This window comes from Dietzia sp. JS16-p6b, from assembly GCF_003052165.1.
Taxonomy (GTDB): Bacteria; Actinomycetota; Actinomycetes; order Mycobacteriales; family Mycobacteriaceae; genus Dietzia.
Genome location: NZ_CP024869.1, coordinates 343,156 through 368,122, shown reverse-complemented (window position 1 = coordinate 368,122; position 24,967 = coordinate 343,156). Strand labels below are relative to the sequence as shown.

Sequence of the window (24,967 nt, the reverse complement as noted above, 5' to 3'; positions counted from 1 at the left end):
GGCCGGCCTCGTCGTCGTCGTACCGTCGGCCCCACCCCCGCGCCCGGGACCCGCCGCCGGTGATCCGCAGAGGGACGGCGGACGACGAACGCCCCCGTCCGGAGGGACGAGGGCGTTGCCGATACCTGCTGTGCGCCCGAAGGGACTCGAACCCCTAACCTCTTGATCCGTAGTCAAGTGCTCTATCCATTGAGCTACGGGCGCAGTATTCATCTGTCGTGCCAGTTCATCCGGTCACCCGGTGCTCCGGCATGGCGGAGGCGAGAGGATTTGAACCTCCGGTCCCCTTTAAGGAGGACAACTCATTAGCAGTGAGTCCCATTCGGCCGCTCTGGCACGCCTCCTGGAGGCTCTGCTGAGCCAACGAGGGATAACAGTACACACCGGTCGGCGGGGTGCGCAAAACGGCCGGACACCCCGCCGTCACCCGGTGGACCTACTCTGGACGCATGTCCCCCGACGTGCGCACCGACCTCGACGCCATCCCCTCGTACGTACCCGGCGCCACCGTCCCGGGCGCGATCAAGCTCGCCTCCAACGAGACGACCGCGGGCCCGCTCCCGAGCGTGGCGGCCGCAATCGTGGACGCGGCGGCAGGGGTGAACCGCTACCCGGACATCACGGCCGGGGCCCTCGTCTCCCGGCTGTCGGAGTACCTCGGTATCCCGTCGGAGAACGTCACGGCGGGGTGCGGGTCGGTCGCGCTGTGCCAGCAACTCGTGCAGGCGGTGTGCGCCCCGGGGGACGAGGTGCTCTTCGGCTGGAGATCGTTCGAGGCGTACCCGATCATCGCGCGCATCGCCCACGCCGTCCCCGTCGCGATCCCCAACCGCTCCGACGGCACCCTCGATCTCGACTCCCTCGCCGATGCCGTGACCGACCGGACCCGGGTCATCTTCGCGTGCACCCCCAACAACCCCACGGGTCCGGCGGTCTCCCGGGCCGCGCTCACCGCGTTCCTGGACCGCATCCCGGAGCGGGTCACCGTGGCGCTGGACGAGGCCTACTACGAGTACCTCCGATCCGAGGACCCGATCGACGGCGTCGCCGAGTCCATGGCCCGGCCGAACGTCGTGGCACTGCGGACGTTCTCCAAGGCGTACGGTCTGGCGGGCCTGCGCGTGGGCTACCTCACCGGACCAGCGGGGCTGGTGGCATCGGTGGGGAAGATGGTCGTCCCCTTCTCGGTGAGCTCGCTCGCCCAGGCCGCGGGGATCGCATGCCTCGAGGCCGGTGACGAGCTCCGCGCCCGCACGGACGCGGTGGTCGCGGAACGGGAAAGGGTCCGTGAGGCGCTGCTCGGACTCGGGCACGCCGTCCCGGACAGCCAGGCCAACTTCGTGTGGCTGCCGCTCGGGGACGCCGCGGCGGCGTTCGACGCACACTGCCGCGACCACCTCGTCATCACGAGGTGCTTCGCCGGAGACGGGGTGCGGGTGACGATCGGCGACCCGGCGGAAAACGACCGCCTACTCGCCGCCGCCCGCACTTTTGTGATCGGAACGTGACTGTTCCGGCGGGCTCCCGTGACCTCGCACCGGCACAGTGGTCGGGGTTCGAGGGGGCGGAGTGGTGCTCCCGCTCGCGGCCCCACGTGTCCGCGTGCCCGACCTGGGCGGGACCCGAAGGAGCCGGATGAGACAGAAGAGTTCATGGGACAGCGTGAACTCCTCGCCCATCCAGGTCGCCCTGTGGTCGGGTTCACAGTCAGCCGCCGCCGTCCGCGGCGCGGAGACCTCGCCCCGTCGCCTCGCCGGGGTCATCACGCTGGTGATCACGACCATCGGCGCGCTGGTCCTCACCCTCGCCCCCGCCCCCGCCGCCGACGCCCGCCCCGGCGAGTCGGGCCGGCCGTGGACGCCCTCGGTGGAGACGCAGTCGGTGCGGATCCTCGGAATCGGGGAGTTCTCCGGCGCGCTCACCCGACCGGTGGGGTTCCAGGGCCAGCTCCGGGACGGCTCGGGGAACGTGCGACCGGCGGGCGGGGGGTCGCACCTCGCCGCGACGGTGGGCAAGCTGCGAGACCAGTCCGGCGACGCGATGCTGCTCGCCACCGGTGACTCCATCGGCGGGACGTCCCCGGAGGCTGCGCTGCTGGGTGACCGGCCGACCGTCGAGTTCTTCAACCGCCTCGGGGTCAACGGAGCGGGCGTCGGGAGGCGTGAGCTGGAGAAGGGCGCCGACCACATCCGCGAGTTGGTCCGACCGGCGTGCCGTACGGAGCAGGACTGCCGGGTGGACCCGCCCCTTCCCCCGTTCCGGGGCGCGGCCTTCCCCTTCCTGGCCTCCAACGTCATCCCCTCCCCCGACGCCGCACCCACCTTCCCGTTCGCGATCCAGCGGGTCGGGGACGTGCGTGTGGGAATCGTGGCGGTCACCGTCCCCTCCGACAGCGCCCCGGAGACCACCACCCGGCTCTCCGACCCCGTGAAAGCGGTCAACGAGACTGTCGACGCGTTGCAGTTCCTCGGCGTGGAGGCGATCGTGGGGCTGGTGCAGTCCACCACGGTGCACGGCAACCTCGATCCCGGTGCCTGCCCGGAGGAACTCACCGAGCTCGACCTGATCACGCGCCTCGACCCCGCGGTCGACGCGCTGATCGTCGGCGCCTCGGGCGGTCCCGCCACCTGCCGGGTCAGGGACGCGGAGAACGAGGAGCGTGTCGTGGTGGCGCCGGCATCACACGGACGGTCGGTCGCCGTGGTCGACCTCGCCGTCGATCCCGCCACCGGCGACGTGATCCGTCCCCAGACCTCGGCGTTCAACCAGACGGTGAACGCCGACATCGCACCCGACCCGGGCACCGAGGAACTCGCGCGCCAGGCCGGTGCCGCCGCGACCGCGGAGGCCCGCACGCCCCTCGGTTCCGCCACCGAGACGATCCCCCGGAGGATGGACTCCAACGGGGAGTCCCCGCTGGCCGACGTGATCGCCGACTGCCAACTCCACGCCACCCGGGGAAGGGGCGCCCAGCTCGCGCTGTCCAACCCGGACTCGCTGCGGACAGACCTGCCCCAGGGCCCCCTGGATTACGCGACCCTGCACACCGTGCAGCCCTACGGCGACCGCCTCTACCTGGTCACCGTGACGGGGCGGGAACTGCGAGCGGCGTTCGACCACTTCGCCGACGACATCGGCGACAACGGCCCGGCGGTCTCGTCCAACGTGCGCTACACCGTGGACACCCGGCGACCGGCAGGCGCGAGGGTCTCCGAACTGCTGGTCGACGACCAGCCGGTCGATCCCGACCGCGAGTACACCGTCGTGGTCAACGAGTTCCTCTCCTCTCCCGAGTTCAGGGGCTCGCCCCTCGCCGAGCGGGGGGATCGCCGGGAGGCGGGCCTGACGGACATCGACGCGCTCATCCGGTACGTCACCGACGAGGGCCCCCTGAGCGCGCCCGACACCGGGCGGGTCCGGGTGCTCCGGTAGGCGTGGAGACCGCCGCCCGCCTGCAGATCGCGGCCCGACATTCCTCCTCACCTGCGGTCACCGGAATCCGGTAGGGAACCCTTAGGTTTTTCGCGCCGCTCATTCTAAGATCGATTTCACCACGCCGTCCGGCGCCCCTCACCGGACTGTGGTGAACGGCGACTGCGTCCAGCATGAGTCGGCTATTCCTTCTTTCTGATTCGTGCCTGAGAAAATGGTGGTCATGCTGCAGCGACGACGTTGTCTCCGCCCCACGAGAGCCGCGCGGATCGGCGTGGTCCTGGCGATCGCCTTGGCACTGGGGTCGGGATGTGTGACCACCGGCGCGGCGCCGGTCGTGGTGACCGACCTCCGCGCCCCGGCGAGGCTCGACGAGGTCACCGTCCAGCGGTTCGAGTACCCCACGAACGGCACCTCGGATCCGGAGCAGAACTGGGCGGACCTCTACCTGCCCGCCGGGGAGCAGCTCCCCAACTCCATCCCCCTGGCGGTCCTCATCCACGGCGGGGCGTGGCGGGACCAGATCGGGGCCGACTCGTTCGACCCGCTCGCCCGAACGCTGGCCAACCGCGGGATGGCCGTCTACAACATCGAGTACCGACGGGTGGGCTCGGGCGGCGGATGGCCGACCACGTTCCACGACGTCGCGAGCGCTATGGACCACGTGGTCGAGGTGGACAAGAAGTTCCCGCAGATCACCACCGACGACGAACTGGTGGTGGGGCACAGCGCGGGAGCCCAGCTCGCCGTGTGGGCCGGAACGCGACACACGTTGGACGACGACGAGGTCGGCGCCAAACCGGCGTTCCGCCCGACGCGGGTGATCTCGATCGCCGGCCCTCTGGACATGGTCTACGCGGCCACCCATGGCGACGACAGGATCGTCACCGCGATCGGCGGGACCCCGGCGGAGGTGCCGGAGCGCTACGCGAAGGTCGATCCGATCCAGAACATCGCGACAGATACCCCGGTGGTCGCCATGCACGGCGCGCGCGACGTGACCGTGGGGCCGGAGAACTCCCAGCGCTATGTGGACGCGGTCGGCCGCGCCGGGGGGAAGGCCAAGATGGTCCTGTTCAACGACGAGGACCACGGCTCCCTCGTGTCAGGGGACTCCCGCGCCTACCCGCGGGTCCTCGAGATCATCCGCCACGTGTCGGCGGCGGAACTCCACGAGACCACGGCCTGAGCCGAGATCGGCGCGAGCCGGCGGTCAGGTCAACCCAGGACCGTGTCGAGCCAGCCGAACATCCGCGCATCGGTGAGCTGTCGGGCCAGCGGCTGGCAGTGGTAGTTCGCACCCTCGGCAGCGGTGAACCGGGCCAGTTCGGTGGGGCCGCCCGCGCCCTCGGCGAGCCGCTCGGACTGGCCGGGCCAGAACTGCTCGTCCTCCGGGTCGGTCACGAGCAGTGGGGTGGTGATGTCCGACATCTCGTCGGCGGTCAGCGAGTAGCGGTGGACCGCGGCGAGGGTGTCGAAGTACCCGGTCTCCCCGTACGGTCGGGCACGGAAGGCCCACGTCCGCGCAGTGGAGGAGGAGAACTTCATCCCGAGTGACATGTCGCGGTCGAACGCCTCCTTCTTGCCCGCGCGGAACAGCGTCATCAGGCTGGACGGGATGTGCGCGGTCCACGACGCCGCCACGTCCACCACTCCGGGGTCGGCGACCGCGGCGGCGAAGCGATGTTCGTAGGCCAGCGCCCGCGAGACCCAGAACCCGCCCTGACTGATGGCGTACACGGCCAGCGCTCCGGCGTCGACGTCGGAGCGGTCCAGGAGGAAGTCGACGACGGGGGTGAGGACCGACTCCCAGTCCGGGCGGAAGCCGATCCCGCGCTCGAACAGCATCGACTGCTGGCCCGGTCCGTCGAAGAGCAGCACGTTGTATCCGCGCGCGAGCGCGCCGGCCGCACCGTTGTGCCAGAGCCCACTGGTCGCCCCGTCGCTGCCGTTGACCATCACCAGTGTCCGGCGGGGTCCGGGGTCGGTCGACGGCCGGAGGAACCACCCGGGCATCGTGTCCTTCTCCCATGGGATGGACACCCGTTCGATCACCCGGTCGGTGGTGTCGACGAAGCGCTCCCAGCTCGCACGCTGGAGGCGGAACGTCGACGTCAGTTGCCCCTCGTCCCGCAGGCCGCTGGCCGCGTTCACCGCCACCGCGAGATACGTGGACGCTCGGAGGTAGGCCATCGACGCGGTCACCGTCCGACCGGCCGCCGCCTCCCGGTCCGCCGCGGCGTGGACCCTGCTCCCGAGGTCGTGCCAGGCGTGGAACCAGTGATCGTGGTCGCCGTCGCCGACCCCGTCCACGGTCGCCAGGACCTCCCCGGCCTCGGCGGCGCCGTAGGCGACGGCCCCGAGCAGGCACCGCACCTCGTAGTCGAAATCCGGATCCTTGTAGAACCCCGCACTCAGCGCGCGGTGGGGCCGGGCGGAGAAGAAGGTCGACATGCTCAGGTCCCCTGACAGTTGGTGGTGGGTGCGAGGCCGGCGAACCGGTCGGCGAGGAACTGGGCCGTCTGCACCTGGAAGGGTGCGAACGCCTCGGAGTGGGCGAGGCCGTCGTACTGCGCGTAGGTCACCGCCACACCGCGGGTGCAGTACTCGTACGCCAGACCGGCGACATCCGCCGTCACCATGACCGAGTCGCCGATCCCGTCGACGTCGCCCACGGCCAGCAGCATCGGGACCCTCGGCGTGCCCGCCGTGCCCATCACGTTGTCCCCGATCGCGCTCACCACCGCCGGGATGTCCAGCAGGGACGTGTACGGGGCGCGGACCATCTGGGCGTCGGTGAGTCCGGGGTAGTCGGCGGCGAAGGCGTTGATGCACTGCGAGCTGACGATCTCGACGAGGTGGCGGCCGTAGTCCGACAGGAAACTGTCGGTGTCGATCCCATACGCTCGCTGATATGCCACGACGAGCGCGGGGATGACCCCGGCCCATGTGGCGCTCCCGCTCACGTACGGGAGGTTGTGGGCCACGTTGACCGGCAGTCCTCCGGCGGCCGCGCCGACGATGTTGAGTTCCGGGGCGTAGGTCGGCGCCACCTCGGCACCCCACTGGGTGGGCACGGACCCGCCGGAATATCCGGCCAGCCCCACCGGCGTCGACGCCGGCAGTCCCAGATGGTCGATCGTGGCGCGGACACCGTCCAGGGCGGCGTAGCCGGACTGGCGCCCGATCGTCCACTCGAGGTCCGGTCCCTCGTAGTCGGGAACGACGACGGTGTAGCCGGCCGCGAGATATCCGCCGATCACACCCTGCTCGGCGATCGCGGCCCGGCCCGGGGCACCGTTCCCGGTCAGGGTGTAGGAGGGGTCGCATTCGGAGCCCAGCGCGTCGTAGGCCATGTGGTAGGAGATGAGCCTCGGGGGCCCCGGGACCAGGGGCCTGAGAACCGTCGCGACCGTCGCGCTCGGCGCGCCCGCCTGATCGGTGGTCCGGTAGAGCACCTGGGTGCTGGTGAGCGGTGTGGCGAGTTCGAGCGACCCGTAGGTCATGGTCCTGCTCTTGATCACCGTTCCCGGCGCGAGATCGGCGATCGGCCCGTCCGGGGTGTAGAACGGATCGGCGGACGGCAGAGGCACGGGTGGCGGAGCGGCGGACTGGGCCCCGGCCGCTCCCGATCCGGCGCCGACACCGGCGCAGACCAGGAGGAGGAGGGCGAGGGCGCACGCGACGCCCCCACGCATCTGACGGATGGCGGTGCTCGTGCCGACCATGGCGCACTCCCGGCGGTTCGTCGCGCTCAGAGGATGTGGTGGTGGGGCCGGGTCGCCGCTCGACGGCGGTGGACGGCCCCACTCTCACTGCGAGATCTCTCTGATCATCCCAGCAGGGACCACCGTGTGTAAACAGGTGATTATTCGTCCTGGTGGTTTAGGTGGTCGCCTTCTGCGTCGAGCTGTTCGAGCAGATCGACCGCCGCGCGGGCGTACTCACCGATCCACCGGTCGTGGATCCGCTTGATCGGCAGCGGTGCGAGCGACAGGTGGCGTTCGCGGCCGACCTTGCGGCCCGCCACCAGGTCGGCGCGCTCGAGCACGCGCAGGTGCTGCAGCACCGTGGTGCGGTCGATGTCGGGGAACAGGGCGCAGAGACCGCCGGTCGTGCGCGGCGAGTCCTTGAGCGCGTCCAGCATGCGCCGCCGTATCGGGGCGGCGAGAGCCTTGAACACGGCGTCGTCGTCGTCCGCACCCTTGCGCGCACCGTCATACATGTTGTAAATGTACAACATGTCTGGAGTGCTGAGAGAACTGACCTTCACCGTCTCGGGCCGCGTGGGGCGGCCCGTCGACGCCGTCTACGAGGCCGTGGCCGACCCCGCGCAACTGTCCCGCTACTTCACCACCGGGGGCGCCCGTGGCAGGCTCGAGCCGGGCGCGGAGGTCTCGTGGGAGTTCGCCGACTTCCCCGGCCGATTCCCGGTGACGGTGGTCGAGGCCGATCCACCCCGGCGACTGGTCATCAGGTGGGAGGGCGTCGAGGCCACGGACACCGAGACCACCACGGTCTTCGAGTTCGAACCGATCGACGACGGCGCGCGCACGCTGGTCACGATCACCGAGCGGGCCTGGCGCGTGACGCCCGGCGGCGCGGAGAGCGCCTTCGGCAACTGCGAGGGGTGGACGATGATGCTCACCGCACTCAAGGCGTGGGTCGAGCACGGCATCAACCTGCGAGAGGGCTACTACGCCTGAGTGCGGCCACGTCGACGTCCGGGGCGGAAGTGGAGGGATTTGAACCCCCGGTGCTGTTTAGGCACGCTCGCTTTCAAGGCGAGTGCATTCGGCCGCTCTGCCACACTTCCCCGTCGTCCGCCACGACACGCCAGGGCGCGTGGTTCCACGTGGAACACGCGTGGACGACGCTGCTCATCGTAGTGGACCCTCCCGCCCACACCCAGCCCGGCTGCCGGCCGCGGCCATCGCGGCTACGGTCGAGGCATGAAGGCCATCGAGTATTCCAACGGTCCCGATTCCCTCCGGCTGACCGAGGTGGACGATCCGCACCCCGGGCCCGGCGAGGTCCTCATCGACGTGGCGGCCACGGCCGTCAACCGCGCCGACCTCCTGCAGTCCCAGGGCCTCTACCCGCCGCCGCCCGGGGCGTCGGAGATCCTCGGACTCGAGTGCTCCGGACTGATCTCGGCCGTGGGCGAAGGCGTCGAAGGCCTGGCCATCGGCGACGAGGTGTGCGCGCTCCTGGTCGGCGGCGGGTACGCCGAGAAGGTGGCCGTGCCGGCCGGGCAGGTCATGCCCGTTCCCGCCGGCGTATCACTCCACGAGGCCGCGACGCTGCCCGAGGTGGCGTGCACGGTGTGGTCCAACCTCGTCATGACCGGCGGGCTCGGCCGCGGCGTCCTGTCTCCCGAGGCCCGCTGGGGCGACACGGACCTCGGGGCCCCGCGGGTGCTGATCCACGGCGGGGCCGGGGGCATCGGTTCGCACGCCATCCAGGTCTGCCGCGCGCTCGGCGCCCGCGTGGCCACCACCGCCGGAGGCCCGGAGAAGGTGCGGAAGTGTCGCGAGCTCGGCGCCGACCTGGTCATCGACTACCGCGAGGAGGACTTCCCTGACCGGGTCAGAGAATGGACCGACGCGGACGAGCGGGGCCGTGGCGTCGACCTGATCCTCGACGTGATGGGCGCGAAGTACCTCGAGCCCAACATCGCCTCACTCGCCCCGGACGGCCGACTGATCGTGATCGGCATGCAGGGCGGGGTGAAGGGAGAGCTGAACCTGGGGGCCCTGCTCCCCCGCCGAGCCGGCGTGCTGGCCACCAACCTCCGTGCCCGCCCGGTCGACGGTCCCGGGGGCAAGACCGGCATCTGCCGGGAGGTGGTGGACTGCGTGTGGCCGATGGTCGCGGCGGGTGACGTGACCACCCGCGTGTCCCGGGAGATCCCGCTCGAGCGCGCGGCGGAGGCGCTGGCCCTGCTCGAGTCGGGGGAGAGCCACGGGAAGATCCTGCTGACCGTCGGCTGACGTGCCGGCGCCGTGTTCCGGAGGGCGACTCTCAGCCCGCCGGGAGCTGGTCCAGCATCTCGAGCACCTCGTCGCACCACCTCACCCACGCCTGCTCCACCTGGATCCCCAGCGTGAGCACGCGGTGCTGGAGGAGATCGCGGGCGTCGGCCGGGTCGGGCCGGGCGAAATCCCGGTCCTCTATCTCGCGGTACCGGCGGAGATTGTCGGCCCGCTGGTCCCGGTGATGCCGCAGCGCCTCCCGGACCTCGTCGACCGCCCCCGTCGCGGCCGCGGCACGCACCCGCACCGCCATGGTGGACCGCATCGGGTCCGGCTCGTCCGGTTCGCGGATCCACTCGGTGAGCAGCCTCCGGCCGTCCCCGGTGACCTCGAAACGACGCGGGTTACCCCGCGAGGGGGCGCCATCGAGAGGGAGCTCCCGGATCAGCCCGGACTCCGCCAGCCGGTCGAGCTCCCGGTAGATCTGCTGGTGGGTGGCCGGCCAGAAGTACCCGATCGACTTGTCGAACCGCCGTGCCAGCTCGATCCCGCTCCCCGCCCGCTCGGTCAGAGAGGTGAGAATCGCGAACTTCAGTGACACGGTGTCAGCGCGCAGCCAGGGCGGACGCCGCCTGCTCGTACTCCGCGCGGAGCCGCTCGACCAGTTCGCGCACGGTGCCCGACGTGGAGACAGCGCCCACGCCCTGGCCCGCGCCCCAGATGTCCCGCCACGCCTTGGAGTCCGCGCCCCCACCGGAGCCGAAGTCCATGGCCGTGGGATCCGAGACGGGTAGGTCGTCCGGGTCCAGCCCGGCCGCCTCGATGCTGCCCCGGAGGTAGTTCCCGTGGATGCCGGTGAAGAGGTTGCTGTAGACGATGTCCTCCGCCTTGCTCCGGACGATCATCTGCTTGTACTCGTCGGCCGCGCGGGACTCCTCGGTCGCGAGGAACGCCGAGCCCACGTATGCCAGGTCGGCGCCGGCGGCCTGCGCGGCGAGGATCGACCGGCCGTGGGCGATCGCCCCGGACAGCAGCAGCGGGCCGTCGAACCACTCGCGGATCTCCTGGATCAGGGCGAACGGCGACTGCGTCCCGGCGTGTCCCCCGGCGCCGGCGGCCACCGCCACCAGCCCGTCGGCCCCCTTCTCGATGGCCTTGCGGGCGAACCTGTCGTTGATCACGTCGTGCAGCACGATGCCGCCGTAGGAGTGGACTGCCTCGTTGACCTCGGTACGGGCACCGAGGGAGGTGATGACGATCGGCACCTCGTGCTCGACGACGGTCGCCAGATCCTGCTCGAGCCTGTCGTTGGACCGGTGGACGATCTGGTTGACGGCGAACGGGGCCACGTACCGGTCCGGGTTCGCCGCGGCGAAGGCGGCGTTGCTCTCGGTGACCTGGTCCAGCCACTCCCCGAGGGCCGACTGCGGTCGCGCGTTGAGCGCCGGGAACGACCCGATCACCCCGGCCTGACACTGCGCGGCCACCAATTCCGGGCCGGAATAGATGAACATCGGCGAGGCGACCACCGGGACGGTGAGCGGGCCGGCGAGCACGGAGGGAAGGGCCATGAGCTGTCCTTTCGAGACCGGTATGGGGTCGGCTGTCCCCGACCGTACGGCCGCCCACCGTTTTATGCAACTAGTTGCACAAAGCCCGAGCGGCGACCACGAAGTCGACTGGAGCGCGGGCACCCCTTCTCATCTCCGCCGCGGATCTGGGCTCCTCATCGGGACGCCGCGGCGTAGATCTCCTCCGCCAGCCGCTCGGCCCCCGACACGAGCGCGTCGACCGTCGCCGGCGCGACACCGCCCGCAGCGGGCATCGCGATCGAGGAGGTCGCGTGCGGAGCCACCGCCTCCCACGGCGAGCCGGCGGCCTGCAGGGATCCGTGCTTGACGTCGTAGAAGGCCGAGCCCGTCCGCAGGGCCACCCCCGAGGCGCCGCGGGCCGCCGCGAAGAGATGAGGGTGGAAGCGGCTGGTCAGCCAGACCTGGCCGGGCCGGGCGGGAAGACCCGTCGACCACAGTTCCTGGAACGGCACGAAGCGCGCGCGTGTCAGGCGCAGGCCCGCCAGAGCGCGCCCCACCTCGTCGTCGTCGCCACCTGCGCCGGACGCGGCCTCGGCGCGCGCACAGACCATGTCCCACACCACGCGGTCGCCACCGGGGATCGACTCGACCACCGTGATCCGCTCGCCCGGCACCGCCCACTCTGCGAGCACTCGCCCAACGGCGTCGGCGAGGACCTCCGGCTCCACCAGGTCGGACTGGGCGCAGAGCACCAGGTCGCGACTGGTGTCCGGATCGGAGGAGTAGACGGGGTGGTCGCCGGCCTCCACTCCCCCGGCGACGGACAGCGCGAGCCAGCCGTCGTCGGCCACATGACGGACCGGGACCCCCGAGCTCTCCAGGAGTTCACAGGAGGCCGCGTCCCGGACGGTGACCAGGTGATAGTCGCGCAACGCCCCCGCCAGCCGTTCGGCGTCGTCGCACGGCACGAAGCCCTGCCCCGTGGCCACCACGCGAGCACCGGCCCGCCTCCCGGCCTCTCCCGCCCCCGCGACCACGCCGAGATGGTGCGGCCACAGGTCGTTGACGTACCCCCCGCCGATCAGGTGCACGACCGACGCGCTGCGCAGCAACCCGATGCCCGAGGCGAGCGCGGGCCTGACCCCGAGGTCGCCGATCGCGCGACGGCAGAACCCCACCGCCTCCTCCACGGCCTCGTCCACGGCCTCGTCCACGGCCTCCCCCGCCAGGCGCCACAGCGTGTCGGTGAACAGCACGTCCGGGTGCTCGCCGTGGTGGAGGACCGCCGCCTGCCCTGGCGTGTGGCAGTCCACCACCACCGGCGTTCCCGGGAGCCGGTGACGCAGGTACCGCAGCCACCCGGCCAGCAACTGCTCGTCACCGTGGTTGGGATGACCGGCCGGCGCGACCAGGTAGACGGGCAGGTGGGCCTCACGGGGTCGACCCCAGCGCGCGTCCGCCGCGGCCCGCGTGGCGTCGAGCCGACGCCGGGCCCGTCGTCGCAGGCGGGAGGTGGGCGCGGCTCGGCGAGTCGACGTCATGCGTCCACCCTGCCCCACGGCGGCACCGCGGTCGGGCCGACCCCTCGGATCAGATCTTGACGAGCATCTTCCCGACGTTGGCCCCGCGCATGAGGTCGAGGAACGCGTCGACCGAGTTGTCGATGCCCTCGACGACCGTCTCGTCGAAGACGATCTCGCCCGAGGCCACCCACGGACCGACCTTCTCCGCGAACTCCTTGAACAGGTGCATGTACTTGTTGACCGTGAAGCCCTGGAGGGTCAGCCCGCGGGTGATGGCGTGCCAGAGGTTGTCCGGGCCCGGCGAACGCTCGGTGGCGTTGTACGAACTGATCGCCCCGCACAGGGCCAGCCGACCGTCATCGTTCATCAGGTCCAGTGCGGCCTCGAGGTGGTCGCCACCGACGTTGTCGAAGTACACGTCGATACCCTCGCCGTCGGCGCTGCCGAAGTGCTCGCGCAGGAGCGTGCGGACCGGGCCTTCACGGTAGTTGAGCGCGGAGTCGAACCCGTAGTCGCTGATGGCCTTGTCGACCTTCTCCGCGCTCCCGGCCGAACCGACGACCTTCGATGCGCCCATGAGTCGGGCGATCTGACCGACTGCCGACCCCACGGACCCGGCCGCCCCGGAGACGAAGACGGACTCGCCCTCCCGGAAGCGCCCGATGTGCAGCAGGCCCACATACGCGGTGAGGCCCGTGGTCCCGAGGATCCCCAGGTACGCGGAGATCGGGACACCCTCGATCTCCTGAACCACCCGGAACTGTCGGCCGCCGCCCTGCGCGACGTCCCGCCAGCCGAGATCGTGCATCACGACCGACCCGACCGGGTGGGCGTCGGAGCGGGACTCCACCACCCGCCCGACGGCGCCACCGGTCATGGTCTCGTTCAGCTCGAACGGCGGGATGTACGAGCGGCCCTCGTTCATCCGGCCGCGCATGTAGGGGTCCACGGAGAGGAACTCGTTGGCCACGCGCACCTCGCCCTCGGCGAGGTCGGGGAGGTCGACGACGACGGTGCGGAAGTCGTCATGGGTGGGCCAGCCACGCGGGCGGCTGACGAGCTGGATCTGGGTGCTGGTCGTCATGACTCATGTGTACGCGCCCTGTCTGCGGGGCTGCCACCGGCCACACCTCTAGTAGGCTTCGCCTTCGTGCAGGACCAGCCCACTCCCGACCCCGCTTCGGCGACGCTCCCCGACGAGCGCGTCCGCAGCGAGATCGTCAGCGACTCCCAGACCTTCCGCCGGGCCGTGGCCGACCTCCGCCAGGGGCTGGGTCAGCGGGAGTTGTGGCTCTCCCTGGGGTGGCAGGACATCAAGCAGCGCTACCGCCGCTCGACCCTGGGCCCGTTGTGGATCACCATCGCCACCGGCGTCATGGCGACCGCTCTGGGGCTGCTGTACTCGATCCTGTTCCAGATCCCGCTGGCCGAGTTCCTCCCCCACGTCACCGTGGGACTGATCCTCTGGGGATTCATCTCCGGCTGCATCAAGGAGGGCTCGGAGGTCTTCATCTCCAACGAGGGCCTGATCAAACAACTGCCGAGCGCGCTGAGCGTCCACGTCTACCGGCTGGTGTGGCGGCAGTTCCTGTTCCTCTGCCACAACCTGGTGATCTGGGTCGTGCTCATGCTGATCTACCCGCGCCCGCTGGGCTGGGACCTGCTACTGGCCGTTCTGGGCCTGGCGGTCCTCATGGTCAACGGCGTCTGGGTGGCCATGCTGTTCGGCATCCTCGCCACCCGATTCCGCGACATCGCGCCGCTCCTGGACTCCCTGGTGCAGCTGCTGTTCTACATGACCCCCATCGTGTGGACCACCCAGACGCTGTACGAACAGGGCGGGGAGATCGCGGACCGGGCTCGCATCGCCGAACTCAACCCGCTCTATCACTACCTGGAGATCGTGCGCGCCCCCATGATCGGCCAACCCGTCGCCGCGTACCACTGGTGGATCGTCCTGGCCTGCACGGCCGTCGGTCTGATCCTCGCCTTTGTCGCGCTGCGCCGGTTCCGCTCCCGAGTCCCGTACTGGGTGTAGGAGGTACATCCCATGAGCCCCGCCACCCCGACCCCCGGCGGCGTGTCCATCGACTGCGTGGACGCGTGCGTGGACTTCCCGATCTTCGACGCCAAGTCCCGCTCCCTGAAGAAGGCCGTCCTCGGCTCCGCCGGCGGCGCGATCGGGCGGAACTCGTCCAACGTCGTCGTCGTCGAGGCCCTGCGAGACATCACGCTGTCCCTCCGGGAAGGTGACCGCATCGGGCTGGTGGGACACAACGGTGCCGGCAAGTCCACGCTGCTGCGGCTGCTGTCCGGAATCTACGAACCCACCCGCGGCGCCGCCCGGATCCGGGGACGCGTGGCCCCGGTGTTCGACCTCGGCGTGGGCATGGATCCGGAGATCACCGGATACGAGAACATCATCATCCGCGGCCTGTTCCTGGGCCAGACCCGCAAGCAGATGAAGGCCAAGGTCGAGGAGATCGCCGACTTCACCGAGCTCGGTGACTACCTGGACATGCCGCTGCGCACCTACTCGACCGGGATGCGCGTCCGGTTGGCGATGGGCGTGGTGACCTCGATCGACCCGGAGATCCTGCTGCTCGACGAGGGCATCGGCGCGGTGGACGCCGAGTTCATGAAGAAGGCGCGGATCAAGCTGGCGGACCTGGTCTCCCGGTCCGGCATGCTGGTGTTCGCCTCCCACTCCAACGAGTTCCTGGCGCAGCTGTGCGACTCGGCGATGTGGATCGACCACGGACGCATCCGGCAACGGGGCAGCATCGAGGAGATCGTCACCGCCTACGAGGGCCCCGAGGCCGGGCGGTCCATCGCCGCCTACATGGAGAGGATGGAGCGTGAGGCCTGAGGGCGGCTCCGGCCCGGGTGCGGGCCCCGGCTCGGACCCCGGATCGGGCTCGCGCGCCCGATATGGACCCGAGGGGGCGCGTACTCCCACCGGAAGCGAGCGATCCGGGCGCGCAACCGGGCAGGGGCCGGGCGATTCGCGGCGAGTGGTGGCCGTGGTGGTCACCCACCGACGGCTCGAGCAGCTCCGCGCCTCGCTCGAGGTGGTGTGCGGGCAGACCCGGCCCGTCGACCACCTCGTGGTGGTGGACAACGCCGACGAGAATGCGGTGCGTGAGCTCGTCGAGGCGCAGCCCGTCGAGGCCACCTACCTGGGCTCGAAGCACAACCTCGGTGGCGCCGGCGGATTCGCGCTGGGCATGCTCCACGCCCTGGCCACCGGCGCCGACCTGGTGTGGTGCGCGGACGACGACGGCAGGCCCGAGGGCCCCGAGGTCCTGGCCACGCTGATGGCCTGCATGGACCGCCACGGACTGGCCGAGGTCTCGCCGGTCGTGTGCGACCTCGCCGAACCCGACCGCCTGGCCTTCCCCCTGCGGCGCGGAGTGGTGTGGCGGCGCTGGCGGTCCGAACTGTTCGCCGACGACAAGGGTGGCCGCGTCGCCCGGGAGGCGGGCCCGACGGGCGCGGCAATGGGCCCGACGGACGCGGCAGTGGGCCCGACGGACGCGGCAGTGGGCCCGACGGACACAGCAGCCGCGGTCGCGGATGGTTCCGATCTCCTGCCCGGCATCGCCTCCCTGTTCAACGGCGCACTGTTCACCGCGGACTGCCTGGACCGCGTGGGCGTGCCGGACCTCCGGTTGTTCATCCGCGGCGACGAGGTGGAGATGCACCGCCGGCTGGTGCGGTCCCGGCTGCCCTTCGGCACCTGTCTCACCACCGCGTACCTGCACCCGCAGGGCTCGGACGAGTTCAAGCCGATCCTCGGCGGCCGCATGCACACCCAGTTCCCCGACGACCCGGTCAAGCGGCACTTCACCTACCGCAACCGCGGGTATGTGCTCACCCAGCCCGGCAACCGACGTCTCATCCCCCAGGAGATCCTGCGCTTCGGCTGGTACTTCCTGGTGACCAGGCGGGACCCGGCCGGCCTGCGCGAGTGGATGCGGCTGCAGCGGTTGGGCGCGGGCGAGCGGTTCGACAAGCCCTGACCAGACCTACCGGCCCGGAACACTCCGTCGCGCCGGGGCATGATGGAGCCCATGACCGACTGGATCGCCCTGCAGTCCCAGGCCGTCGACCTGTACGACCGGGTCCTGCCGACCATCGCCGACTGGGATGCGGCCACGCCGTGCAGCCAGTGGACCGCCCGAGACGTGCTGGCCCACGTCGTGGACGAGCAGATGTGGGTCCCGGGGCTGCTGGCCGGTGGGACGATCGACGAGGTGGCCGGGGACCTCGAGGAGCCCCTCCTGCGGCTCTCCGACGCCACCGGTCCCGACCTCGTGGCCTTCTGGCACTCCCTGCGCGCCCCGGTGGCCGCCTCGTGGCGTGGAACCCCGCTCGACGAGGAGGTCCATCTCTCTTACGGTCTGGCGCCGGTGGAGCACTATCTCGCGCAGCAGACCTTCGACCTGGCGGTCCACGCCTGGGACCTGTCGGTCTCCCAGGGCATCGACCTGCCGTGGGGCGAGGAGCTCGAACGCGCCGTCCTGGACTTCGTCCGGGCCGACCTCGCCGACGACCCGGCGCCGGAGTTGTTCGCCGCCCCGGTGCCGGGCTTCGACGACCCCGGGGTCCCGCCCCGGCACGCCGCTCTCGCGCGCACCGGGCGGGACCCCTCGGCCTGGCCGGCACCGTAACCGGCCCCGGCCTACCCGGTCTCGCGGAGCGCCGCCATCGGGCACTTCTCAATGGCCTTGCGGGCCCTCTTCTGCAGTTCCTCGGGAACGTCCTCGACGAGCAGGCGCACCACCTCGTCGTCGTCGCCCAGGGCGAAGACCTTCGGGGCGAGCCCGACGCACACCGCCTGACCCTCGCACCGGTCCGGATCGATCGAGATCTTCATGGGTTACCTCCTGAAGGGAACGCTGGGAACACTGGGAACGCTGGGAACACAGGGAACGACGGGGATCAGCTGACCGGAACGAAGTCGACCTTGTCCCGGACACCACAGTCGGGGCACTGCCAGTCGTCGGGGATCTCCGACCACGGGGTGCCGGGGCCGAAGCCCTCCCGCGGCTCTCCGAGCGCCTCCACGTAGTGGTGGCCGCAGTTGGGGCAGGCGTAGGTGCCGATCGGCGAGACGGCACCGCGGACCGCGTTCACGTCGGGCTCGGGATCCAGGACGGCGGTCGCAGTGGCGGACGGCGTCGTGGACGCATTCGACGCGGCGCTCGTCCCGGTGGCCGACGGAGCGGAGTAACGCGCGAGGATCCGCTCCCGCTTGGACGGCTGGATGTTGGCGCGGGTGACGTCGCCGTCGTAGTGCTCGAGGACCCGGTGGTCCATGATCCTGCGCCAGAGCGGCGGGACGTAGGCCACCACGATGAGCGCGGCGTACCCGGCGGGCAGCTGCGGGGCGTCGTCGGTGGTGCGCAGCACCTGGTAGCGGCGCATCGGGTTGGCGTGGTGGTCCGAGTGACGCTGCAGGTGGTACAGGAAGATGTTGGTGACCAGGTGGTCGGAGTTCCACGAGTGCTCGGGCCGGCAGCGCTGGTAGCGACCGCTGTCGAGCTTCTTGCGGCGCAGTCCGTAGTGCTCGAGGTAGTTGACGACCTCCAGCAGGCTGAACCCGTACACCGCCTGCAGGATCAGCCAGGGCAGGACCTCGAGGCCGAAGGCGGCGGTGAGGGCACCGAACAGGACCACGGTCATGAGCCAGGCGTTGATGTTGTCGTTACGCAGGCTCCACGGGGACTTGCCGAGGCGAGCGAGACGATTCTTCTCCAGCTCCCAGGCCGAGACGAGGGAGCCTGCGACGCTGCGCGGCAGGAAGGCCCAGAACGACTCGCCGAGACGCGAGCTCGCCGGGTCCTCCGGGGTCGCGACACGGGCGTGGTGTCCACGGTTGTGCTCGATGTAGAAGTGGCCGTAGGCGGTGGTGGCCAGGGCGATCTTGGAGAGCCACTTCTCGGAGTTCTCGATCTTGTGGCCGAGCTCATGAGCGGTGTTGATGCCGATACCCCCGGCGATCCCCACGGCCCAGGCGATACCGATCTTGGCCACCAGGCCCAGCCCGCCCTCGTGGCCGAAGAACGACAGGTCGTCCGCGGTCCACAGATAGCAGGCCGTGATCAGGGCGGCGTACTGCACCGGGATGTACAGGTACGTACACCAGCGATAGAACGGATCGGCCTCCAGGCGTTCGATGACCTCCTCCGGCGGGTTCCGCCCGTCCACCCCGACGACCATGTCGAGCAGGGGGATGAACACGAACACGACGAAAGGCGCGACGAACCAGGCCACCACGGCGGCGGTGCCCCACCCGGCGTGGGAGAACCACGAGAACAGCCCGAGCGAGATGAACAGGGCGCCGGCCGGGATGAGCCCGAGTAGCCACAGGTATCGCTTGCCGTCAGTCCAGGGGTACGGCTGAGCCGCGGTCTCCTCTGTCTGGAGGTCGGTGTGCATCTGGAGGACTCCCTCGGTCGAACCCGGCGGCGTGTGTCGCACGCCACGTGATGCGTCCAACGTAGACAAACCACCGCCGTTTGTCTAGACAGCGGGGCTGATTTTGTCCACGGCTCGCCGCCATCGGGTCTCCGCGTTCGCCCGACCAGGGCTTCCACGCCCCGCCGGCGGGATCACCTGATTGAACTGACTCGCGGGTAAGTTACGATCTGGGCGTGCCCAAGACGCTGCTGCACCGATACACCTCCAGCCCCCGGGCGTTCCCTCTGCTGGCCTCCCTCTACCCGCCGCTGCTCGGCTCCGGCATCCGCATCCGGCACGTCGCCCCGGACTGGAGCCGCGGGGAGCTGAGCATGCACGTCGCGCCGTGGACCGCCAACACCAACGGCACCGCGTTCGGAGGCGCCCTGTTCGCCGCGACCGACGTCCTCTACGGGGCACTGCTGTCCGGCCAGCTCGGTGGCGGCTACCAGGTGTGGACCAAGAGCGCGACGATCGATTTCCGGGCTCCCGGCCGGGGCAGACTGCGGTGTGTGGTGGACGTCCCCGGCCCCGAGGCCGACGCCATCAGGCAGCAACTCTCCGAGCGGCCGAGCAGCAGCGTCGTCCACACGGCGGTGGTGACGGACAGCCGCGGCGCGACGGTGGTGGAGGCGCAGCACACGATGTTCGTGCGGCGGAAAAACTGACCTGGGGCGACTCCGGTGGAGGCGCGTAGGATAATCCGGTCACTCGGCCTTCCTCGGAAAGGACACCCCCGTTGGGAGCCTCCCCGCTCGCCTGGACCCTCGCGGTCTCACTCATCGTCGCACTGCTGCTGTTCGACTACTTCTTCCATGTCCGCAAGGAGCACATCCCGACGCTCAGGGAATCGGCCATCTGGTCCGCCCTGTACGTGGGCATCGCGATCGCCTTCGGTTTCCTGGTGTGGATCTTCGGCGGCACTCAGATGGGCGTGGAGTACTTCGCCGGGTACATCACCGAGAAGGCCCTCTCGGTGGACAACCTGTTCGTCTTCCTGCTCCTGCTGACCAGCTTCAAGGTCCCCCGCGCGGGGCAGCAGAAGGCGCTGCTGTTCGGCATCGTGTTCTCCATCATCGCGCGGACCGCCTTCATCTTCGTGGGCGCCGCTCTGCTCACCGCGTTCAGCGCGCTGTTCTACGTGTTCGGCATCTTCCTCATCATCACCGCGGGCCGACTCCTGGCCGAGGATGACGAGGACGACGACGCGGACAACGTCGTGGTGCGCCTGGCCAAGAGGTTCATTCCGGCGACCGAACACTACGACCACGACAAGCTGTTCACAATCGAGAACGGCAAGAAGGTCATGACGCCGATGATGATCGTCATGGTGGCGATCGGCGGCACCGACATCATGTTCGCGTTGGACTCCATCCCCGCGATCTTCGGTCTGACCCAGAACGTCTTCATCGTCTTCACCGCGACCACGTTCTCCCTGCTCGGTCTCCGCCAGCTGTACTTCCTGTTGGACGGCCTCCTCGACCGTCTCGTCTACCTCAAGTACGGCCTGGCGGCGATCCTGGGCTTCATCGGCGTGAAGCTGGTCCTCCACGCACTCCACGAGAACAACCTGCCGTTCATCAACCAGGGCGAGCACGTCGACGTGGTGGAGGTGCCCACCTACCTGTCGCTCGGCGTCATCGTGGCGGTCCTCGTGGTGACGATCGTGGCCTCGCTGGTGAGCCCGGCCGGTAAGGCTCTCACCGTCCTCGGCAACCTCAGGCGGCACTCGCACGAGTACCTGAACAAGAACTTCACCGACGACCCCGTCGAGCGGGCCAAGTTGTGGGCCAAGATCCTCGAGAACGAGGACAAGCTCAAGACGATCGACCGGAAGTACTTCGGAACCGAGGGCGACGTCTGGGAGCTCGAGCAGCTACTGCGCCGGGTCTGGGACGATCACGCGCGCTATGAGCGCGCCACGGACTACACGCGCTGACGGGACTACGCGCTGCGTACGGCCCAGATCCCGAGCGGATCAGCGACCGGCTCGCCGAGGAGCGGTGGAAGCAGCGTGGTCCCCGGCCACCAGGATCTCAGGGCGGGCAGCACGCCGCCCGCGTCCGATGGCACGGTGCCCACCTGCGGACGACAGGCGTTCGCGGGAGCGGAGGGCCCCCGTACGACGAGGATCGTCCACCCGGCCCGACACAGGGCGACCAGGTGACGCTCGGCCCCGGCCCCGGCCGCCGGGCTCGTCCCCGCTCCCGACGACCGGCCAGGTGAAGCGACCGGCGATGCACCCGGGACCACCACCGCGCAGCGGAGAGCCGGGTCCGCCAGAGGGAGTGCCAGCTCGCGCCCGTCGATCCTGATGCGGTGGTCCGCGCGGAACCCGTCGAACCCCGCCGCCGCCAACCGGAGCCGCGCGCGGGACGATTCCGCGGACACCGACCGCCGGTCGATCGCCGCGGCAACGTTCGCAAACCGGCGGGCTCCCCGGCCGGACGGGTGCGCGGTCGCCGCCGCGAGCCGACCCGCCAGTCCCGGGATCGCCGCGCACATCCGCTCCACGGCCACCACCGCGTCCTCGGGACCCAGATCACAAGCCAGGTCCCGGCAGGTGCGCAGCGGGGTGGTGACCCGGAGACCGCCCACCTCGGTGACGGCGGCCGACGGCATCGCCCCATAGCGGTACACCCGTCCCTCGCGGGACCTCCGGGTGGCCGGCAGCCAGATCTCGGGCGGCGCACCGGGCGGGGCCGAGTCGTCTCCCCACAACAGTGCGGCGCTGCGCCCGCGCAGGACCCCCTCGGGCCAGATCCGCGCCAGCGCCTCACTCCGTAGCCGGAGGTCGTCGACCTGATCGTCACGTCGGTAGACCCCGTGCCAGATCCGGACGTAACGCTCGCGCTCGCGTGGGTCGGGGACCGCCGCCGCCAGTTCGGCGGTGGTCAACGGTCCCGGCGGCAACAGTCCGACGGACCGAGCGACGGAGGTGACGATCGCAGGCCCGGGAGAGGGAGTCGGTGAGTGCATGCCGCACACTCTGCCCCCCGGAGCCGGTGGACGGCCCTGAGATCGGTCTGCGACCACCGGTCATGTGGACAGCGCGGGCCTGTGGAGGAACGCCCCCGGGAGCAGCCCTCGAGGGGGTGGACCGACAGATGCGCGGTGGCAGTAGGAGCGTCGACACCGCGGCCGACCAGATGATGCACGGCCGCAGGCCGGATCAGGTCGTGCGTCCTCTCAACCCGGTCCCGGGAGACGCCCCCATGTCCGGTGGTGGCCGGCCGGGCCGCAGCGGCAGGAAGGATCCGTGCCCGTGTCGGCGGGAGAACGGGCTGCGCCGACAGGCGATCCAGTCCTGGGAGAACAGCCGCCCGGAGAGCCCGGCGACCGGACGGGTTCAGCCCTGCTCGGGCGGCGCGACCGGTAGCCACCATCGTCGCTCTCCGTCCATGTCGACGGACGGCTCCCCCCGACGCGCCAGAACGTCATCCCGATGCGTGCTGGGGATCACCTGGGCCATGACGGTTCCCGGCACGCAGACCATGTCGAGCAGCCAGGCCAGGGACTCGACGTACGTGATCGCCCGCTCGGCGCCGTCCCACTCGTAGAGTCCCCGATAGCGGCCCAGGCCGTCGTGGCCCAACCACAGCTTCGAGGTGAAGCCGGGAAAACCCACGAACAACGGGATGTTCAGCCAACTCTCCAGCCGGAACAGAAGGTGCCCTCGCCCGCGGACACCGCGGAGGACGAACCCCACGACCACCACCGCCGGATCCGTGGCCCGGCCGTCCTCGACCCTCGTCTCCCGGTACACCCGGGCGCTGGAACCGTCGTCGAACCGGATCACGCGCCCGACGTTGTCCCGGGGATGGTGAAGTCGCCGCGCGAGCAGCATCCGCACCGTCGTGAGGACGCTGCCCGCCACCCTGGGGGCCGCGAACCGGGCACGCTCCGCCGCCACGCGCCCGGCCCTGCGGTGCTCGGTCCCGGACGGTGACGGATCACGGGACCATCCCATCGGATCGGGGGACATATCGGCCTCCTCGGAACTGGGAGGTGCGGCACCGGGTGCGCCGAGTATAGGCGCCCCCGACATCGAAGAAGTAGCGTCGCCGACGAGTCCGGTCAGACCCCCTACACCCCGTACAACCGGGCCCAGTTCTCCCGCGTGGTGAGGCGGGCCTGCGCCTCACGCCACCGTTCCTGGGCCGCGGGGGCCTCCCGAACGAACCGGGCGAGCAGCGCGACCAGGCGTTTCTGCAGTTCCGTGACCCGCTGTGGGTCGACCTTCCGGTGGTGGACCCCGGTCTGCGAGGCGTCGGTCACGTACACCTCGTCGAAGAGCGAGACGTGCCACCAGGCCGCGTCCTCGTAGGGGACGGCCACGACACCGCGGCGCTGACGGCCGAGCTTCTGGACGAGCAATCGCTTGGCCAGCACCTGGTCCTCGCGGTCCTCCCGGGGGATCCCCACCTTGCGCTCCACCGTGATCCCCGCGGGGAGGGCGTCGACGGCGAGCCTGGCCGTCTCGGGGTATCCCGCGCGCTCGGCGCGGATCGCGGCCAGGGCGGCCTGCCCGCCGTCGCCGACGCCGTGCGCGCCGTCGGGTCCGTCGAGGAACGCCTCGATGCCGCGCATGCGGGTGGCGGCGAGCCCGTACTGCATCGCCACGACCGCCCTCAGGACGCTCCGTCCCAGGTTCGCGGCCATGGCGCGCGGGTCGATCCCCTGGCGGATGGCCGCTGTGGTCAGCGCGTTGCGCATCGAGAAGAACTGGCCGAAGTCGTCGCCGTCCTTCCAGTAGAAGTCGGCGTGCCACACCGCCGCGCCCTGCAGGGTGCAGGTGGGGATCCCTGCCTGTCGGCACCGCAGCCCGTACTCGATGTCGTCCCACTGGAAGAAGTACGGCAGGGGCAGGCCGACCCTCTCCACCGCCTCCCCCGGCACCAGACAGGACCACCAGGCGTTGTACTCGGCGTCGACCCGCCGTTCCTGCCGGTGGTCCACCACGGACTCGTCGCGCAGTGCGTACTCGTCGGCGTCCAGTCCGCCCTCGAGCTGATCGAGCCGCGTGCGCTCCGCCGAGACCAGCAGGTAGTCCGGGTTGAACAGGTACAGCATCTGCGCGCCGACGAGCATCGGCTCACGGGTCACGGCCGCGAAGGCGAACAGCCGCAGCACCGTCTCGGGTTCGACCCTCACGTCGTCGTCCATGAGCAGAACGTCCACCGGCCCGGCGGAGCCGGGGGCGGTGGCCTCGAACATCCCTCGGCTGAATCCCCCGGCACCGCCGAGGTTGGGCTGGCGGAGGTAGTGCAGCCGGTCACCGAACTCCCCGGCCGCGCGGTGGAACGCCTCACGCGTCTCGACCAGGTCGGTTCCCTGGTCCGTCACGTAGAGATCGTCGATCAGATCGGCCACCAACGGGTCGGACGCCAGCGAGTCGACGGTGGCGGCACAGTCGTCCGCCCTGTTGAAGGTGCAGATGGCCACCGCCGCGCGGCGGGCCGGCCTCGTCGTCGTCACGCTCCACGTCACCTCGGACACGGTCGCCTCGGCATCCACCGCGTGGAACTCCAACCACATCGCGCCGCCGTCGACGAAGGCGTCCACCGGCACGTTCAGCACCGCCATGCCGTCCCCGTGGTGGTGGAACACGTCCACCGTCCGCACGTGGGAGCCGATGTCGGAGGCGCGGACCAGGACGTCGAGGCGACCCCCGGACTCGACCGAGACCCGGACGGTCAGCTCGGACACCGATGTCCACCGCTGCCAATAGGAGGCCTCGAACCGGCCGAAGTAGGTGTTGGTGTCGACGACGGCCCCCGCGTCCAGGTGCAGCTCGGCGCGCGTCCGGCGCACGACCCCCCGCACGATCCGCGAGTACAGGTCGTCGTTCACCCACCTGCGCGGGCCCGAGAACAGGGTGCGCTGCAACAGCAGGTCGCGCTCGGCCGGGAGGGAGCCGGTATCGGCACCTGCGGCTGTCACGGTGGTGGCGTCCATGTGGCGGGTGCTCCTGGGGAGTCGGTGCGGGATCGTCTGACGCCCGGGCGGGTGAAGGCGCGGTCGCGCCGTCCAGGCTAGC

General features: G+C 70.5%; 23 protein-coding genes and 3 tRNA genes. 11 read left to right on the top strand and 15 right to left on the bottom strand.

The annotated features are described in order from the left end of the window. Positions 1 to 131: 131 nt before the first annotated feature. Positions 132 to 204 (bottom strand) — tRNA-Arg (locus CT688_RS01635). A 48-nt stretch (positions 205 to 252) separates the two neighbouring features. Then, positions 253 to 344 (bottom strand) — tRNA-Ser (locus CT688_RS01630). 105 nt (positions 345 to 449) lie between these two features. Here CT688_RS01630 and CT688_RS01625 point away from each other — a divergent pair. The 3 genes from CT688_RS01625 (at position 450) to CT688_RS01615 (ending at position 4,621) form a co-directional block, all read left to right on the top strand. Further along, entirely contained in the window at positions 450 to 1,508 is a 1,059-nt protein-coding gene (locus tag CT688_RS01625) for a pyridoxal phosphate-dependent aminotransferase (protein WP_107755493.1), read from the top strand. A 127-nt stretch (positions 1,509 to 1,635) separates the two neighbouring features. After that, positions 1,636 to 3,432 (top strand): bifunctional UDP-sugar hydrolase/5'-nucleotidase, encoded by a 1,797-nt coding sequence (locus tag CT688_RS01620; protein WP_107755492.1) that lies wholly within the window; start codon positions 1,636 to 1,638, stop codon positions 3,430 to 3,432. 223 nt (positions 3,433 to 3,655) lie between these two features. After that, positions 3,656 to 4,621, top strand: coding sequence for a S9 family peptidase (locus CT688_RS01615; protein WP_231750456.1), 966 nt, complete (start codon positions 3,656 to 3,658; stop codon positions 4,619 to 4,621). Positions 4,622 to 4,650: 29 nt separating this feature from the next. On the opposite strand, the gene CT688_RS01610 is transcribed toward CT688_RS01615, so the two are convergent. The 3 genes from CT688_RS01610 to CT688_RS01600 form a co-directional block, all read right to left on the bottom strand. Then, a complete protein-coding gene (locus tag CT688_RS01610; protein ID WP_107755490.1) occupies positions 4,651 to 5,886 on the bottom strand; it encodes a S9 family peptidase in 1,236 nt (411 codons plus the stop codon). A gap of 2 nt (positions 5,887 to 5,888) precedes the next feature. Then, entirely contained in the window at positions 5,889 to 7,160 is a 1,272-nt protein-coding gene (locus CT688_RS01605) for a lipase family protein (RefSeq protein ID WP_107755489.1), read from the bottom strand. Between the two features lie 140 nt (positions 7,161 to 7,300). Continuing rightward, the gene (locus CT688_RS01600; protein WP_370446322.1) at positions 7,301 to 7,657 is read right to left on the bottom strand and encodes an ArsR/SmtB family transcription factor; all 357 of its coding nucleotides are present in this window, start codon (positions 7,655 to 7,657) and stop codon (positions 7,301 to 7,303) included. 7 nt (positions 7,658 to 7,664) lie between these two features. Between CT688_RS01600 and CT688_RS01595 the strand changes: the two genes are divergently transcribed. Then, positions 7,665 to 8,138 (top strand): SRPBCC domain-containing protein, encoded by a 474-nt coding sequence (locus tag CT688_RS01595; RefSeq protein ID WP_231750455.1) that lies wholly within the window; start codon positions 7,665 to 7,667, stop codon positions 8,136 to 8,138. A gap of 24 nt (positions 8,139 to 8,162) precedes the next feature. Here CT688_RS01595 and CT688_RS01590 read toward each other — a convergent pair. Further along, positions 8,163 to 8,248: transfer RNA gene (locus CT688_RS01590), tRNA-Ser, on the bottom strand. 136 nt (positions 8,249 to 8,384) lie between these two features. Between CT688_RS01590 and CT688_RS01585 the strand changes: the two genes are divergently transcribed. Next, positions 8,385 to 9,425, top strand: coding sequence for an NAD(P)H-quinone oxidoreductase (locus CT688_RS01585; protein WP_107755486.1), 1,041 nt, complete (start codon positions 8,385 to 8,387; stop codon positions 9,423 to 9,425). Between the two features lie 31 nt (positions 9,426 to 9,456). On the opposite strand, the gene CT688_RS01580 is transcribed toward CT688_RS01585, so the two are convergent. From CT688_RS01580 to CT688_RS01565, 4 genes are all read right to left on the bottom strand, one after another. Beyond that, positions 9,457 to 10,008: a PadR family transcriptional regulator gene (locus CT688_RS01580; protein ID WP_107755485.1), complete on the bottom strand. Its 552-nt coding sequence runs from the start codon at positions 10,006 to 10,008 to the stop codon at positions 9,457 to 9,459. 4 nt (positions 10,009 to 10,012) lie between these two features. Continuing rightward, on the bottom strand, positions 10,013 to 10,978 hold the full coding sequence (locus CT688_RS01575) for a nitronate monooxygenase family protein (RefSeq protein WP_107755484.1): 966 nt from the start codon (positions 10,976 to 10,978) through the stop codon (positions 10,013 to 10,015). 155 nt (positions 10,979 to 11,133) lie between these two features. After that, complete coding sequence (locus CT688_RS01570; protein ID WP_107755483.1) at positions 11,134 to 12,480, bottom strand: polysaccharide pyruvyl transferase family protein; 1,347 nt, start codon at positions 12,478 to 12,480, stop codon at positions 11,134 to 11,136. Positions 12,481 to 12,529: 49 nt separating this feature from the next. Next, positions 12,530 to 13,546: an NADP-dependent oxidoreductase gene (locus tag CT688_RS01565; protein ID WP_107755482.1), complete on the bottom strand. Its 1,017-nt coding sequence runs from the start codon at positions 13,544 to 13,546 to the stop codon at positions 12,530 to 12,532. Positions 13,547 to 13,612: 66 nt separating this feature from the next. Here CT688_RS01565 and CT688_RS01560 point away from each other — a divergent pair, with 66 nt between their 5' ends. The 4 genes from CT688_RS01560 (at position 13,613) to CT688_RS01545 (ending at position 17,135) form a co-directional block, all read left to right on the top strand. Continuing rightward, complete coding sequence (locus CT688_RS01560; protein WP_107755481.1) at positions 13,613 to 14,500, top strand: ABC transporter permease; 888 nt, start codon at positions 13,613 to 13,615, stop codon at positions 14,498 to 14,500. A gap of 12 nt (positions 14,501 to 14,512) precedes the next feature. Beyond that, the gene (locus CT688_RS01555; protein ID WP_017837450.1) at positions 14,513 to 15,331 is read left to right on the top strand and encodes an ABC transporter ATP-binding protein; all 819 of its coding nucleotides are present in this window, start codon (positions 14,513 to 14,515) and stop codon (positions 15,329 to 15,331) included. A 148-nt stretch (positions 15,332 to 15,479) separates the two neighbouring features. Further along, positions 15,480 to 16,484 (top strand): glycosyltransferase, encoded by a 1,005-nt coding sequence (locus tag CT688_RS01550; protein WP_107757933.1) that lies wholly within the window; start codon positions 15,480 to 15,482, stop codon positions 16,482 to 16,484. Positions 16,485 to 16,535: 51 nt separating this feature from the next. Further along, positions 16,536 to 17,135: a maleylpyruvate isomerase family mycothiol-dependent enzyme gene (locus CT688_RS01545; protein ID WP_197431456.1), complete on the top strand. Its 600-nt coding sequence runs from the start codon at positions 16,536 to 16,538 to the stop codon at positions 17,133 to 17,135. A gap of 11 nt (positions 17,136 to 17,146) precedes the next feature. On the opposite strand, the gene CT688_RS01540 is transcribed toward CT688_RS01545, so the two are convergent. Together CT688_RS01540 and CT688_RS17985 are read right to left on the bottom strand one after the other, a co-directional pair. Next, on the bottom strand, positions 17,147 to 17,341 hold the full coding sequence (locus CT688_RS01540; protein ID WP_107755479.1) for a ferredoxin: 195 nt from the start codon (positions 17,339 to 17,341) through the stop codon (positions 17,147 to 17,149). A gap of 65 nt (positions 17,342 to 17,406) precedes the next feature. Then, complete coding sequence (locus tag CT688_RS17985; protein ID WP_107755478.1) at positions 17,407 to 18,906, bottom strand: fatty acid desaturase; 1,500 nt, start codon at positions 18,904 to 18,906, stop codon at positions 17,407 to 17,409. A 215-nt stretch (positions 18,907 to 19,121) separates the two neighbouring features. On the opposite strand from CT688_RS17985, the gene CT688_RS01530 reads away from it, so the two are divergent. After that, a complete protein-coding gene (locus CT688_RS01530) occupies positions 19,122 to 19,595 on the top strand; it encodes a DUF4442 domain-containing protein (RefSeq protein ID WP_107755477.1) in 474 nt (157 codons plus the stop codon). Positions 19,596 to 19,666: 71 nt separating this feature from the next. Then, entirely contained in the window at positions 19,667 to 20,866 is a 1,200-nt protein-coding gene (locus tag CT688_RS01525; protein ID WP_107755476.1) for a TerC family protein, read from the top strand. Between the two features lie 5 nt (positions 20,867 to 20,871). Here the strand turns inward: CT688_RS01525 and CT688_RS01520 are convergent, their stop codons facing one another. From CT688_RS01520 to CT688_RS01510, 3 genes are all read right to left on the bottom strand, one after another. Continuing rightward, the gene (locus CT688_RS01520; RefSeq protein WP_231750454.1) at positions 20,872 to 21,906 is read right to left on the bottom strand and encodes a hypothetical protein; all 1,035 of its coding nucleotides are present in this window, start codon (positions 21,904 to 21,906) and stop codon (positions 20,872 to 20,874) included. Positions 21,907 to 22,276: 370 nt separating this feature from the next. After that, entirely contained in the window at positions 22,277 to 22,912 is a 636-nt protein-coding gene (locus CT688_RS01515; protein WP_182612752.1) for a hypothetical protein, read from the bottom strand. 101 nt (positions 22,913 to 23,013) lie between these two features. Then, on the bottom strand, positions 23,014 to 24,885 hold the full coding sequence (locus tag CT688_RS01510; protein WP_107755475.1) for a glycosyltransferase: 1,872 nt from the start codon (positions 24,883 to 24,885) through the stop codon (positions 23,014 to 23,016). Positions 24,886 to 24,967: the final 82 nt, after the last annotated feature.

Coding starts and splice junctions, on each gene's coding strand:
- CT688_RS01625 (WP_107755493.1), top strand. CDS start 450: ATGTCCCCCGACGTGCGCACCGACCTCGACGCCATCCCCTCGTACGTA.
- CT688_RS01620 (WP_107755492.1), top strand. CDS start 1,636: ATGAGACAGAAGAGTTCATGGGACAGCGTGAACTCCTCGCCCATCCAG.
- CT688_RS01615 (WP_231750456.1), top strand. CDS start 3,656: ATGCTGCAGCGACGACGTTGTCTCCGCCCCACGAGAGCCGCGCGGATC.
- CT688_RS01610 (WP_107755490.1), bottom strand. CDS start 5,886: ATGTCGACCTTCTTCTCCGCCCGGCCCCACCGCGCGCTGAGTGCGGGG.
- CT688_RS01605 (WP_107755489.1), bottom strand. CDS start 7,160: ATGGTCGGCACGAGCACCGCCATCCGTCAGATGCGTGGGGGCGTCGCG.
- CT688_RS01600 (WP_370446322.1), bottom strand. CDS start 7,657: ATGTATGACGGTGCGCGCAAGGGTGCGGACGACGACGACGCCGTGTTC.
- CT688_RS01595 (WP_231750455.1), top strand. CDS start 7,665: ATGTACAACATGTCTGGAGTGCTGAGAGAACTGACCTTCACCGTCTCG.
- CT688_RS01585 (WP_107755486.1), top strand. CDS start 8,385: ATGAAGGCCATCGAGTATTCCAACGGTCCCGATTCCCTCCGGCTGACC.
- CT688_RS01575 (WP_107755484.1), bottom strand. CDS start 10,978: ATGGCCCTTCCCTCCGTGCTCGCCGGCCCGCTCACCGTCCCGGTGGTC.
- CT688_RS01570 (WP_107755483.1), bottom strand. CDS start 12,480: ATGACGTCGACTCGCCGAGCCGCGCCCACCTCCCGCCTGCGACGACGG.
- CT688_RS01565 (WP_107755482.1), bottom strand. CDS start 13,546: ATGACGACCAGCACCCAGATCCAGCTCGTCAGCCGCCCGCGTGGCTGG.
- CT688_RS01555 (WP_017837450.1), top strand. CDS start 14,513: ATGAGCCCCGCCACCCCGACCCCCGGCGGCGTGTCCATCGACTGCGTG.
- CT688_RS01545 (WP_197431456.1), top strand. CDS start 16,536: ATGACCGACTGGATCGCCCTGCAGTCCCAGGCCGTCGACCTGTACGAC.
- CT688_RS01540 (WP_107755479.1), bottom strand. CDS start 17,341: ATGAAGATCTCGATCGATCCGGACCGGTGCGAGGGTCAGGCGGTGTGC.
- CT688_RS17985 (WP_107755478.1), bottom strand. CDS start 18,906: ATGCACACCGACCTCCAGACAGAGGAGACCGCGGCTCAGCCGTACCCC.
- CT688_RS01520 (WP_231750454.1), bottom strand. CDS start 21,906: ATGCACTCACCGACTCCCTCTCCCGGGCCTGCGATCGTCACCTCCGTC.
- CT688_RS01515 (WP_182612752.1), bottom strand. CDS start 22,912: ATGTCCCCCGATCCGATGGGATGGTCCCGTGATCCGTCACCGTCCGGG.
- CT688_RS01510 (WP_107755475.1), bottom strand. CDS start 24,885: ATGGACGCCACCACCGTGACAGCCGCAGGTGCCGATACCGGCTCCCTC.